Origin of the sequence: Bradyrhizobium sp. 27S5 (genome assembly GCF_037217225.1) — a bacterium.
GTDB classification, from domain to species: domain Bacteria; phylum Pseudomonadota; class Alphaproteobacteria; order Rhizobiales; family Xanthobacteraceae; genus Bradyrhizobium; species Bradyrhizobium septentrionale.
Genome location: NZ_CP147714.1, coordinates 8,899,151 through 8,911,308 on the forward strand (window position 1 = coordinate 8,899,151; position 12,158 = coordinate 8,911,308).

Consider the following 12,158-nt stretch of genomic DNA (forward strand, 5'->3'; position numbering starts at 1 on the left):
TGCTCAAGATGGCGCCGTGCCCTGCTTGAACAACCCGACCTTCAAGTCCTTGGCGCGATAGATAATCTCGTCGTCCATGGAAAGCCACCCGTCGGCAATTCCAAGCACGAGCTTTGACCGCATCACGCGCTTGATGTCGATGTTGTACACAACCTTGCGCGCTTGCGGCAGCACCTGTCCGGAGAACTTCAGCTCGCCGAGGCCGAGCGCGCGGCCACGACCTTCGCCACCGATCCACCCGAGGTAAAAGCCGACCATTTGCCACATGGCATCGAGGCCGAGGCAGCCCGGCATCACCGGATCGTTCTTGAAATGGCAGCCGAAGAACCAGAGATCCGGTTTCACTTCGAGCTCGGCGCGCACCAGCCCCTTGCCGTACTCACCGCCGGTTTGCGAGATATCGCTGATGCGGTCGAACATCAGCATCGGCGGCAGCGGCAACTGGGCGTTGCCGGGACCGAAAAGCTCGCCCCGCCCGCAAGCCAGCAAATCCTCGTATTCGTAACCGCCGCGCCGATCCAGCATCCTCTTCCACCTCTCATGTCCCGATAAAGCGCCTTTGCTTGGCCGGACCTTAATCTACCCACGGGAACCGGAAATATCCTGTCCCGTATCTTGGCGCTACCTGGGCACGCTTCCGGCCTGTTATCTCTGCCGAAAGCGCATATGTGGTCCGCGCGCTCTCTAACATAGGGCTAACTGGGCGGCAAAGCGGCATTCCGATAACAAATTACCGCTTCTCCTTCGGTTTCTACCGCAGCTTGGATTCGTTCTAGTTGCGAAAAACTTGCATCTGATAGGCATCCTTTTTATATTTATGAGGAATATTGCCTGAGTTGGGTGCATAGAGTGGATATGAACGAAGAAGTACCGGCTGTGAACGATGACGCCGTGCACCCGGCTGCGCGGGGCACTGGGCACCACCCTGCCCTGACCGGCTGCCCGTGGCATGACGTCAACGAGATGTTGCAGTCTGCCGGTCTCCGGCCGACGCGCCAGCGTATGGCGCTGGGCTGGCTGCTGTTCGGCAAGGGTGCCCGCCACCTGACCGCTGAAATGCTGTACGAGGAAGCGACGCTGGCCAAGGTTCCGGTGTCGCTGGCAACCGTCTACAACACGCTCAACCAGCTCACCGATGCCGGCCTGCTGCGCCAGGTCAGCGTCGACGGCACCAAGACCTATTTCGACACCAACGTGTCGACACACCACCACTTCTATCTCGAGCACAACCACGAGCTGGTCGACATTCCCGACCCGAACCTGATGCTCACCAAGATGCCGGACGTACCGGAAGGCTTCGAGATTTCCCGCGTCGACATGGTCGTGCGGCTGCGCAAGAAGCGCTGAAGCGTCCTACCGTCGGGTTTGAGTTGTGATGGCCGGGCTCGTCCCGGCCATTGTCGTTTGGGGGAGATGAAGGTCAGTCCACCTTCTCGTCGGCATAGACGCCCCAGAGGCGCTGCTGCTCGATCCAGCCGTCGAACCCGTTGCCGGTGACCCGGCACCAGTTGTTGGCGCATTTCTTGACCTGCGCGACCACGCCGGCCTGCAGCCGGGCCGCGATCGCACTGGTGGCGTCGGGGCGGTCGTACAACGAAGCCAAATCGTCCTTGTTCTTCATCGTGACGACGGCGGTGCGGCGGCCGGACAGCAGGGAATGATAGACCCAGCCTTCGGCGCCCTCGGAATCGCGCACCCGGCGCCAGTTCTCGAACTCGGCGGTGATTTCGACCGGCAGTCCCGACCTCGTGTAGACCCAGGCGACGTCATTGTCCTTGGTCGGGCCGGCCCTGACGTTCACATGATCTGATTTCAGGCTGACATAGCGCGGGATCGGCAATCCGCTGGTGGTCGGGTTGGTATCCTTGGCGGAATGTCCAGGCATGACCGACGCACTCAGCATGCTGCCGACCAGCGCCACCAACGAACCGAAACGCCAGAACGCCACCATCAACTCGTCTCCTGCCGAGATGCCCAACCCGCATTCGGCGAGTTGCAACCGATCCAAACGCCCAAAAACTCAGGCCCCCTGCGCCTGCGCCGTTCGCTCCCGCACCCCACGTCCGAGGGGTTCTTGTCTTGGCCCGGCCTTCTGCTAGAGAGAACGGAAGGCCTTAAGAGCCAGAACACCCGAATTTCCCCTGACGAAAGCCGGGGTAAGTATCGGGGAACCCTAGGAAACGCGAAGGAAACGCCGGGACAGCGCGGCTATCAGCAGTGTCGAACAACCGGGTTAATGAGGCCTCAACGGTTTGTTTTTTGGCAAGCCGCGCGCCTCATGAAAGCAGGACATGTCGGTGAAGAAAAAGCCTCTCGTCGTCGTCACCCGCAAGCTGCCGGACTCGATCGAGACCCGGATGCGCGAGCTGTTCGACGCCAGATTGAATCTCGACGACACGCCGATGACGCCGGAACAGATCGCCGAGGCGGCAAGGACCGCCGACGTGCTGGTGCCGACCGTGACCGACATGATCCGCGAGGACGTGATCAATCAGCCCGACTGCAAGCTGAAGCTGATCGCCAATTTCGGCAACGGCGTCGACAATATCGACGTCACGGCGGCGCATGCGCGCGGTATCACGGTGACCAACACCCCGAAGGTGTTGACCGAGGACACCGCCGACATGACCATGGCGCTGATCCTTGCGGTGCCGCGGCGCCTGATCGAGGGCGCCTCGATCCTGACCGAAGGCAAGCAGCATTGGGCGGGGTGGTCGCCGACCTGGATGCTCGGCCACCGCATCGGGGGCAAACGGCTCGGCATCGTCGGCATGGGCCGCATCGGCCAGGCGGTGGCGCGCCGTGCCCGCGCCTTCGGCCTGCAGATCCACTATCACAACCGCCGCCCGGTGGCGCCTATGATCGCCGAAGAGCTCGGGGCGACCTATTGGGAAAGCCTCGATCAGATGCTGGCGCGGATGGACATCATCTCGGTGAACTGCCCGCACACGCCGGCCACCTTCCATCTGCTCTCGGCGCGGCGGCTCAAGCTGATCCGCAAAGAGGCCTACATCGTCAACACCGCGCGCGGCGAGGTGATCGACGAGGACACGCTGATCAAGCTGATCGAAGCCGGCGATATCGGCGGCGCAGGCCTCGACGTCTATGAGCACGAACCGGCGGTGAACCCGAAGCTGGTGCGGCTCGCCAGGGCCGGCAAGGTGACGCTGCTGCCGCACATGGGCTCGGCCACCATCGAAGGGCGCGTCGAGATGGGCGAGAAGGTGATCATCAACATCCGAACCTTCCTCGACGCCCACAAGCCGCCGGATCGCGTGCTACCGAGCATGCTGTGATTTCGTCGCCGGGACTACGCCGCGCTCCATCCAAGCCGCGCAGCTCCAAGCTCTCCTTGAAAAGGGGAGGTCGCTTTGCTCGCGAGAGCAAAGCGGGTGGGGATCTCCTCTCTCCGCAGGCACCGTTGCCCGCGGCTGACCCCCATCCCGACCTTCCCCCTTTCAGGGGGAAGGAGAAGAGAGAATCCGTAGCCCGGATGAGGGGCGAGCTGCCAAAATATCGAAAACAACCCCATGCAAAGTAGCCGGTGCGGCCGGCGCTCGAGCAGGCAACTTGACACGTCGGGCAAATGTAGCCCGGATGAAGCCATCGGGGCTCTGAGACCAACATTCGGTGTCGTCCCGGCCTAGTGCGCAATTGCGCACGGGGGCCGGGACCCATACGCCGCGGCGATTGTTGTTGAAGGGATTCGTCGTTCCGACATCGCGCACAAATAGACAGCTGTGATTATGGGTCCCCTGAGTTCACAAACGAAGTGCAACACTTCCTTGAGGAGGTGTTGCGATGGGGCGGAGTTACGAGCAGCTATCCCTGGACGAGCGATGCGAGATTGCCCGGCTTTCGGCCAATGGCAGCTCGGTCCGGCAAATCGCGGCAGCTCTGGATCGCTCGCCATCAACGATCTCTCGGGAGCTGACCCGCAATCGAGGCGTCCAGGTCGGCTACAAACCCGGCTATGCCCAGCAACAGATGCGAGCACGGCGCTGGACGGGCGTACGCCTCGAACGGGAGCCCGGCCTGCGCCGTGCGGTGTTGGAACGCCTGGGTCGGGGCTGGTCGCCCGAGCAGGTCGCCGGCCGGCTGGCCCGCGAACACGGCCGCAAGGTGATCTCCCACGAGACCATCTACCGCTTCATCTACGCCCAGATCCGACGCACCTCGGACTTCAGCTGGCGGCGTTATCTGCCGCGCGGCAAGAGCAAGCGCGGTTACCGCGGCAAGAAGGGCGGCAGCCCCGCAAGCTTCATCGAAGGCCGTGTTTCCTTGGATCAACGGCCTATCGAGGCCGCCGATCGCAGCACTCCCGGTCATTGGGAAGCCGACCTGATGATGTTCTCCAAATACGGTCAGGCCGTCCTGACTGTGCATGAGCGCACCTCGCGCCTGCTGCTCGGCATCCGCCTCGCCAGCAAGGTTGCGCGCGGGGTCGCCCGTCATCTCGTTCGCTTGTTCGCATCCCTGCCACAGGACCTGTGCCAGACCGTCACCTTCGACAATGGCACCGAGTTCGCCTGCCACACGGCGCTGCACCGCCTCGCGATCGAGACCTTCTTCTGCGATCCGCACGCGCCCTGGCAGAAGGGCGGCATCGAGAATGCGATCGGTCGAATGCGGCGCTTCATCCCGCGCAAAACCGACCTCGCAACCCTCCCGACCCGCCGCTTCCATCAGTCCTTCAACGCCTACAACAACACCCCGCGCAAATCTCTTGACTTCCAAACTCCCGCCGAGGCCTTCTCCCAAGTGTTGCACTTCGAGTGTGAATCCACCTCCCTGCTTTCGCCGGGACGACAATGTGGCTCTAGCTGGACTTTGGCTTCCGCCGCGCCTGCTTGCGCCAGTCGGCGACGAACGACACGAACGCGGCGAGCGCGGGCGGCGGCTGGCGCCGGCTCGGATAATAAAGAAACGGTCCGTCAAACGGCGGGCACCAGTCGTCGAGCACGCTGACCAGCGCGCCGGATTTGACGCCGTAGTGGACGTAGCCCTCGAACGTCGCCCAGTAACCGACGCCGTCATGAACTGCGCGCAGCGCGAGGCCGAGATAGGTCGCGATCAGCCTGGCCGGCGGCGAGACCTTCACCACGCGGCCGTTCTTCTCGAACTCCCAATCGAAGATCGCGCCGCTGCCGAAGCGAGTGCGGATGCAGGCGTGCTTCAGCAGATCCTTCGGATGCATCGGCCGGCCATGCCTGGCGACATAATCGCTCGAGGCCACGACCGCGTAGCGCTGTTGCGCACCGAGCGGGACCGCCACCATGTCCTGCGCCAGATGCTCGCCATAGCGCACGCCGGCGTCGAAGCCCTGCGCGACGATGTCGATGAACGCACTCTCGGCGACGATATCGAGATCGATTTGCGGATATTTGGCGAGGAACGGCGCAATCATCGGCGCCAGCACGAGATCGACCGCGGGCGGCGGCGCGTTGATGCGGAGCCGCCCCGACGGCTCGGCGCGCAGGCCGCGCACCTCTGTGATCGCGTCGCCGACATCGGCGATCGCCGGTGCGACGCGGGCAAGCAGCAGCTCGCCGGCTTCGGTCAGCGAGACGCTCCGGGTGGTGCGGTTCATCAGGCGGACGCCGAGCCGCTCCTCCATGTCGCGCAGACGCTGGCTGATGCTCGAAACCGAGACGCGCTGCTCGAGCGCGGCGCGCCGGAAGTTGCGCGTGCGCGCCACCGCCACGAAGGCGTCGAGGTCGCGGAGGTCGAAATCCTGCATTGTTCGATATAGTGAACAAGCCATTCGGGATTGTCCAGCTTATCGGCGGACTCGAGCCGGCCCATATCAGCCGCGGCATTGGCGGCGGATCACCCGCCGCGCTGTCTAGAGCATTTTCCGACCGGAAAGAATCGGGTGGGGATTCCCAAAACGGCGCGAGTCAGATTCAAGCTGCATGCTGGCGAGGGAGGCCAGCATGTATGGCCAGGGCGCTTTCGGTTGATCTTCGCCAAAGGGTGGTAGCCGCGATTGACGGTGGCATGTCCTGTCGACAGGCTGCTGAGCGCTTTGGTGTCAGCGCGGCCAGTGCGATCCGCTGGCGCGGTCGCCTCAAGAAAGTTGGCGACATCGTTCCTAAACGCCAGGGCGGTGACCGCAAATCGCAGCGCATCGAAGCGCATTCGCAATTGATTCTGGAGGCGGTGACAGCGAGGCCGGATATCACGCTTGCCGAGTTGCGAGAACTGTTGAAACGTCGTGGAATATCGACTGGCATCGCGTCGCTCTGGCGTTTTTTCCAGCGCAGAAAGATCACACTTAAAAAAAGACAGCGCACGCCGCCGAGCAACGGCGCGGCGATATAAATGCCGCACGTGAGGAGTGGTTCGAAGGGCAAATCGACCTTGACCCTGAGCGTCTCGTCTTCATCGACGAAACCAGCGCCAACACCAAAATGGCGCGGCGTTACGGGCGCTCGCCACGCGGCGAGCGATGTCGTGCAGCTATCCCACACGGACATTGGAAGACGACGACGTTCACCGCTGGATTGCGCTCCGACGGTCTGATCGCGCCGCTTGTTCTGGACGGTCCAATGGATGGCGACGCTTTCCTGGCCTACGTCGAGCAATTGCTCGCCCCATCGCTGCGGCCGGGCGATACCGTTATCATGGACAACTTGCCCGCTCACAAGGTCCATGGCGTTCGAGAGGCCATCCAGGCGGTCGGAGCTAGCCTGCTCTATCTTCCGCCCTACAGTCCAGACTTCAACCCGATTGAAATGGCCTTCTCCAAACTGAAAGCGCTGTTGCGGGCCGCCGCAGCGCGCACCATGCCCGATCTCTGGCAAGCAATCGCCAACGCTCTCAAACGCTTCTCACCCGAGGAATGTCAAAATTATCTCGTCGCGGCTGGTTACGACGCAACGTGATCGGAAAACGCTCTAGGGAGTTCCACCATGGACACACGCAAACTCGGTTCTACCGGCCCCACCGTCTCGCCGATCGGCCTCGGCTGCATGGGCATGTCCGACTTCTACGGCCCCTCCGATCGCAGCGAGAGCATCGCGACCATCCACGCCGCGCTCGAAGCCGGCATCACGCTGCTCGACACCGGCGACTTCTACGGCATGGGCCATAACGAGATGCTGATCGGCGAGGCCCTGAAAAGCCGCAGCCGTGACAATCTGCAGATCAGCGTCAAGTTCGGCGCGCTGCGCGATCGCAACCACGGCTTTCTCGGTTATGACAGCCGTCCCGCCGCGGTGAAGAATTTCGCTGCCTATTCGCTGCAGCGGCTCGGCGTCGACCATATCGACATCTACCGCCCGGCGCGGCTCGATCCCAGCGTGCCGATCGAGGACACGATCGGCGCGATGGCCGACATGATCAAGGCCGGCTGGATCAGGCATATCGGGCTATCAGAGGTTGGCTCCGACACCATCCGCCGCGCCCACAAGGTGCATCCGATCGCCGATCTGCAGATCGAGTACTCGCTGGTGTCGCGCGGCATCGAAAGCGACATCCTGAACACCTGCCGCGAGCTCGGCATCGGCATATCAGCCTATGGCGTGTTGGCGCGCGGGCTGATCAGCGGCCATTGGTCGAAGGACCGTTCGAGCGCGAAGGATTTCCGCCTGCTCAGCCCGCGCTTCCAGGCCGGCAACATCGACACGAACCTCGCGCTCGCGGACCGGCTGCGTGTCATTGCGGCCGAGATCGGCGCTTCTCCGGCGCAGGTCGCGATTGCCTGGGTCGCGGCGCAGGGCAACGACATCGTGCCGCTGGTCGGCGCGCGGCGGCGTGAACGGTTGAGCGAAGCACTCGGCGCGCTCGATGTGACGCTGACCGCCGCGCATCTAGCTGCATTGGCCGACGCATTTCCGCCCGGCGCCGCCGCAGGCGGACGCTATCCGGAGGAGCACCTCCGCCACATGGACAGCGAGAAGCCCGCGACCGCGTCCTGAACTCTAAGGCGCGATGAGATCAGTATCTCCTCGCGCCTTAGCTTCTTTTGGAGCATGATCTCAGCGCAAACGTTTCGCGTTTGTCGCCGGAAAACCGCCCATACACTTTTCCGGATCATGCTCAGCGATGCCCGCTCAGATCGGTGATGCCAGGCGCATCACCGTTGAGCGGGTTCTGCGGATCGCGCACATAGCGCAAGGTTTCGAACCGCATCGCGCGCGCATCCACCATCAGGAGGCGGCCGACCAGGCCCTCGCCGAAGCCGACGATCTCGCGGATCGCCTCCAGCGCCATCATCGATCCCATCACGCCGGCGAGCGCGCCCATCACCCCGGCCTCGGCGCAGGCCGGCACCGTGCCCGGCGGCGGCGGCTCCGGAAACAGGCAGCGATAGGTCGGGTTGAACACGCCATCGGCATTCTTCTCGTGCGCGCGGATCGTGGTCAGCGAGCCGTCGAACTGCCCGAGCGCCGCCGTGATCAGCGGCCGCCTCGCGAGGAAGCAGGCATCGGCGACGAGATAGCGGGTCTCGAAATTGTCGGAGCCGTCGAGCACGAGATCGTAATTTCCGATCAGCGCCATCGCATTGTCGGCGGTAAGCCGCACCGGATGGGCCTCGAACGTCACATGTGGATTGAGCGCATGAATCTGCGCCGCCGCGCTGTCGACCTTGCGCTTGCCGATGTCAGGCGTCGCATGGATGATCTGGCGCTGCAAATTGGAAAGCGAGACAATATCGTCGTCGATCACGCCGAGCCGGCCGACGCCGGCAGCCGCCAGATACATCAGCACCGGCGCGCCGAGACCGCCGGCGCCGATCACCAGCACGGACGCCTGCTTCAGCGCATTCTGGCCGGGGCCGCCCACCTCGCGGAGCACGATGTGGCGGGCATAGCGTTCGAGTTCGTCGGCACTCAGCATGATGACTTCCTGCGCGCTGCACCCTGAACCGGAGCGCGGTTGTTGCCGACCAAGCAGATGTGCTTAATTGCGTGGACGTCAATGGTTTCGGTCATTCCCGGCGGATTTGTCATGAGATCGGTGCTTTCGGCAACATTGATGGTCGCAGGCGTGATGGTCGCAGGCGTGGGCGCGGCGCAGGCCCAGCTGACACCGCCGTCGACCGCAGGCGCCAAGCCGAAGACCGTGACAACCGTGCCGATACGCCCTGCGCTGCAGAAGCCGGAGGATACCGCCAGCGCGATGGCGCAGGCCGAGCGGCTGGCGCTGCAATCGGACCTTGCCTGGGTCGGCGAATATAACGGCGCGATATCCGGCGACGTCAGCGAGCGCATGGTCAATGCGATCAAGGAATTCCAAAAGAAGCAGGGCGGCAAGCCGACCGGCGTGCTGAACCCGCAGGAGCGCGGCGCGCTCGCCGACACCGCGCGGCGGAAGCAGGAGAGCGTCGGCTGGAGGATCGTCACCGAGCCCGCCACCGGGGCGCGGCTCGGCGTTCCCACCAAGCTGGTGCCGCAGCTCACCAGCGATGCCTCCGGTGCCAAATGGACCTCGCCCACCGGCACCGTCCAGGTGCTGCTGACCCGGCGCAAGGAAGCCAACCCGGCCACCACCAAGCTTGCCGAACTGGAAAAGAAGGAGCCGGCCGGCCGCACCATCGACTACACCGTGGTGAAGCCGGACTTCTTCGTGCTGTCGGGCATGCAGGGGCTGAAGAAGTTTTATCTGCGTGGCACCTTCAAGGGCGACGAGGTCCGCATCCTCACCATCCTCTATGATCAGGCGACGCAAGCCACCGTCGAGCCGGTGGTGATCGCGATGTCGAGTGCTTTCAACGCATTTCCGTCAGGCGTGCAGGCCGGCCCGCCGCCGCGCAAGACCGTGGAGTATGGCACCGGCGTCGTGGTCAGCGACGACGGCGCTGTTGTCACCGACCGCGTGGCAACCGACGACTGCATCGCGCTGACGATCCCGGGTTTCGGTAATGCCGATCGGGTCGCCGAGGACAAGGATCATGATCTCGCATTGCTGCGCATCTACGGCGCGCACGGGCTGAAGCCGCTCAACATCGCAGGCCAGGCGACGCAGACCGCCCTCGACATCACCGGCATCGCCGATCCGCAAAGCCAGGGAGGCGGCGCGGCGGCGAGCAGCGTCAAGGCCTCCGTCGCGCAACTCGGCGGCGGCGATGCCGCGCTGTCACCGCCGCCCGCGCTCGGGTTCTCCGGCGCGGCAGCGCTCGACGGCAGCGGCAAGTTTGCCGGCATCGCGGTGCTGAAGCCGGTCATCGTCGCGGGCCCGGCGAACGCGGCGCCGCCGGCGCAGGCAACATTGGTGCCGGCCGACACGGTGCGCAACTTCCTGAAGTCGCACGGCGTCAACGCGTCGGGCGAATCGGCGGACGCCAAGGCCGCCGTCGTCCGCGTGATCTGCGTCAGGAAGTAGGGCTCGGGTGTCCCGGACGCGGTGCAGCGTGCAACGCTGCTCCGCAGAGCCGGGACCCATTTCCGCAAATTGCGCGTCTAGAATTGGGCCCCGGCTCAGCGGCGCACCACTTCGTGCTGCGCCGCGTCCGGGGCACGAGAATCCCTCACTCCAGCGCGAACCGCACCCCAGGACGGGCGAGGCCGCCGGCAATGCCGACCGGGGTGCCATCGGCGCGCCAGCAGGCCGCGCCCGACATCGTGCCGTCAGCGTGGAACTGGATCGCGTTCATGCCGCCGGCCACCGTCGGCACCACCTGCACCCTGTGGCCTTTCGCTGACAGCGCGGCGCGGACGGTCTCCGGCACCGCTCGCTCGACTTCCAGCGCGTTGCCTTCGGTCCAGACCCGCGGCGCCTCGACCGCTTCCTGCAGGCTCATGCCGTGGTCGATCAAGTTGATCAGCGCCTGCATCGCGCTCGGGAAGATGCGCTTGCCGCCGGGCAGGCCGAGTGCGTAAGCGAGCTTGCGGTCGCGCAGCACCATCATCGGCGACATCGAGGTGGTGACGCGCTTGCCTGCGGCGAGCGACAGCGCGTGCCCCGGCCGCGGATCGAACAGGTTCATATAGTTGTTCGGCACGGTGCCGAGGCCCGGGATCAGGATCTTGGCCCCGAACAGATTGTTGATGGTCTGGGTTGTCGCGACCACATTGCCCATCGCATCGGCCGCGGTCATGTGCGTGGTGTGTGCGCTTTCGAGCTGCGTGACACCGGCGCTCCAGGCCTGCGCGCGGTCGGGATCGATCGCGCGGCGGCGCTCCCCGGCATAGGCCTTCGAGGTCAGCCGCTCCACCGGGACGTTGATATAGGCGGGATCGCCGCTGGCGGCCGCGCGATCGGCAAAGGCGATCTTCAGCACCTCGGCGAGATAATGGATCGTCTCGGTCGTGCCGAAGCCGAGGCCTGCGATGTCGTAGCCTTCGAGGATGTTGAGCATCTGCGTGATGTGCACGCCGGACGCCGCGGGCGGCGGGGGCCCAAGGATTTCCCAGCCGCGGTAGTCGCAGCGGATCGGCTGCCGCTCGACAGTTTTATACGCCGCGAGATCCTCCTGCGCGATGAAGCCGCCGTGCTTCTTCATGTAGTCGACCAGGATGTCGCCGAGCGGTCCCTGGTAGAGCGCGTTGTCGCCATGAACAGCGATGTATTTCAGCGTCTCGGCATACTCCGCCTGCACCACGCGCTCGCCCGGCTTCAACGGCGTGCCGCCCGGCAGATAGATCGCCGCTATCGGCTTGTCCTTCAGCATCTCCGCGGCGCCGTCGGTGATGCATTCGTGCAAATAAGGCGTCGCCGCATAGCCGCGTTCGGCATGCTTGATCGCGGGCTGCATCACGTCGGCCAGGCTCATGGTGCCGAAGCGGCGCAGCGTTTCGCACCACGCTTTCAGCGAGCCCGGCACCGCGACCGCCTTCGGCCCGTTCAAATTCTCGTTGCCGACGGTGTCGAACACGTCATGCGCCGAACCGGGCTTCGATGTGTAGGTATCCGGCTTCACCGCCTTCGGCACCGTGCTCTGGCCGTCGATGAAGCGATGGCTGCCGTCGGCGAGACGAATATGCGCCATGCCGCCGCCGATGATGCCGACCATCATCGGCTCGACCACGGTCAGCGTGAACAGCGTGGCAATCGCCGCATCGATCGCATTGCCGCCGGCCGCGAGCATCTCGGCACCCGCGCTCGACGCCAGCGGATGATTGCTCACCACCATGCCGCGACTGCCGGTGGCCGGCTGCTTCTGACATTGAAAACTCGTCGCGGCGCGATCGCGCCAGTTGCTGCCCATGATC

Annotated in this window: 10 protein-coding genes and 1 pseudogene; 6 read left to right on the plus strand and 5 right to left on the minus strand. The window is 64.4% G+C overall.

Annotated elements, in window-relative coordinates; translation table 11 throughout:
• Positions 1-3 precede the first annotated feature (3 nt).
• Positions 4-525: a bifunctional 3-hydroxydecanoyl-ACP dehydratase/trans-2-decenoyl-ACP isomerase gene (gene fabA, locus WDM24_RS41770; RefSeq protein ID WP_166300013.1), complete on the minus strand. Its 522-nt coding sequence runs from the start codon at positions 523-525 to the stop codon at positions 4-6.
• Positions 526-855: 330 nt separating this feature from the next.
• On the opposite strand from fabA, the gene irrA reads away from it, so the two are divergent.
• Positions 856-1,347 carry an iron response transcriptional regulator IrrA gene (irrA, locus tag WDM24_RS41775; protein ID WP_029082448.1) on the plus strand — a complete coding sequence of 164 codons (492 nt, stop codon included), beginning with the start codon at positions 856-858 and terminating at the stop codon, positions 1,345-1,347.
• A 73-nt stretch (positions 1,348-1,420) separates the two neighbouring features.
• On the opposite strand, the gene WDM24_RS41780 is transcribed toward irrA, so the two are convergent.
• Entirely contained in the window at positions 1,421-1,948 is a 528-nt protein-coding gene (locus WDM24_RS41780) for an SH3 domain-containing protein (protein WP_338832540.1), read from the minus strand.
• 343 nt (positions 1,949-2,291) lie between these two features.
• Here WDM24_RS41780 and WDM24_RS41785 point away from each other — a divergent pair, with 343 nt between their 5' ends.
• Positions 2,292-3,296, plus strand: coding sequence for a 2-hydroxyacid dehydrogenase (locus tag WDM24_RS41785; protein ID WP_166300015.1), 1,005 nt, complete (start codon positions 2,292-2,294; stop codon positions 3,294-3,296).
• A 505-nt stretch (positions 3,297-3,801) separates the two neighbouring features.
• Positions 3,802-4,788, plus strand: a pseudogene (locus WDM24_RS41790) (IS30 family transposase); the annotation flags it as partial.
• Between the two features lie 31 nt (positions 4,789-4,819).
• Here the strand turns inward: WDM24_RS41790 and WDM24_RS41795 are convergent.
• Positions 4,820-5,740 carry a LysR family transcriptional regulator gene (locus WDM24_RS41795; protein WP_338832541.1) on the minus strand — a complete coding sequence of 307 codons (921 nt, stop codon included), beginning with the start codon at positions 5,738-5,740 and terminating at the stop codon, positions 4,820-4,822.
• Between the two features lie 200 nt (positions 5,741-5,940).
• On the opposite strand from WDM24_RS41795, the gene WDM24_RS41800 reads away from it, so the two are divergent.
• Positions 5,941-6,887, plus strand: a protein-coding gene (locus WDM24_RS41800; protein WP_414645651.1) for an IS630 family transposase whose coding sequence is annotated in 2 segments (ribosomal slippage) — positions 5,941-6,289 and positions 6,289-6,887 — 948 coding nt in all. Because the reading frame shifts where the segments join, the coding sequence is not laid out codon by codon here.
• A gap of 27 nt (positions 6,888-6,914) precedes the next feature.
• The gene (locus tag WDM24_RS41805) at positions 6,915-7,922 is read left to right on the plus strand and encodes an aldo/keto reductase (RefSeq protein WP_338829852.1); all 1,008 of its coding nucleotides are present in this window, start codon (positions 6,915-6,917) and stop codon (positions 7,920-7,922) included.
• A gap of 121 nt (positions 7,923-8,043) precedes the next feature.
• Here WDM24_RS41805 and WDM24_RS41810 read toward each other — a convergent pair whose 3' ends face one another.
• Positions 8,044-8,844: a molybdopterin-synthase adenylyltransferase MoeB gene (locus WDM24_RS41810; RefSeq protein WP_338829853.1), complete on the minus strand. Its 801-nt coding sequence runs from the start codon at positions 8,842-8,844 to the stop codon at positions 8,044-8,046.
• A 111-nt stretch (positions 8,845-8,955) separates the two neighbouring features.
• On the opposite strand from WDM24_RS41810, the gene WDM24_RS41815 reads away from it, so the two are divergent.
• Positions 8,956-10,329 carry a serine protease gene (locus tag WDM24_RS41815; protein WP_338829854.1) on the plus strand — a complete coding sequence of 458 codons (1,374 nt, stop codon included), beginning with the start codon at positions 8,956-8,958 and terminating at the stop codon, positions 10,327-10,329.
• A 145-nt stretch (positions 10,330-10,474) separates the two neighbouring features.
• Here the strand turns inward: WDM24_RS41815 and ggt are convergent, their stop codons facing one another.
• Positions 10,475-12,154: a gamma-glutamyltransferase gene (gene ggt, locus WDM24_RS41820; protein WP_338829855.1), complete on the minus strand. Its 1,680-nt coding sequence runs from the start codon at positions 12,152-12,154 to the stop codon at positions 10,475-10,477.
• Positions 12,155-12,158: the final 4 nt, after the last annotated feature.

Bases quoted from the DNA above. Each gene is read 5' to 3' on its own strand.
- WDM24_RS41785 (WP_166300015.1), top strand. From the start codon at position 2,292: ATGTCGGTGAAGAAAAAGCCTCTCGTCGTCGTCACCCGCAAGCTGCCG.
- irrA (WP_029082448.1), top strand. From the start codon at position 856: ATGAACGAAGAAGTACCGGCTGTGAACGATGACGCCGTGCACCCGGCT.
- ggt (WP_338829855.1), bottom strand. From the start codon at position 12,154: ATGGGCAGCAACTGGCGCGATCGCGCCGCGACGAGTTTTCAATGTCAG.
- WDM24_RS41815 (WP_338829854.1), top strand. From the start codon at position 8,956: ATGAGATCGGTGCTTTCGGCAACATTGATGGTCGCAGGCGTGATGGTC.
- fabA (WP_166300013.1), bottom strand. From the start codon at position 525: ATGCTGGATCGGCGCGGCGGTTACGAATACGAGGATTTGCTGGCTTGC.
- WDM24_RS41795 (WP_338832541.1), bottom strand. From the start codon at position 5,740: ATGCAGGATTTCGACCTCCGCGACCTCGACGCCTTCGTGGCGGTGGCG.
- WDM24_RS41805 (WP_338829852.1), top strand. From the start codon at position 6,915: ATGGACACACGCAAACTCGGTTCTACCGGCCCCACCGTCTCGCCGATC.
- WDM24_RS41810 (WP_338829853.1), bottom strand. From the start codon at position 8,844: ATGCTGAGTGCCGACGAACTCGAACGCTATGCCCGCCACATCGTGCTC.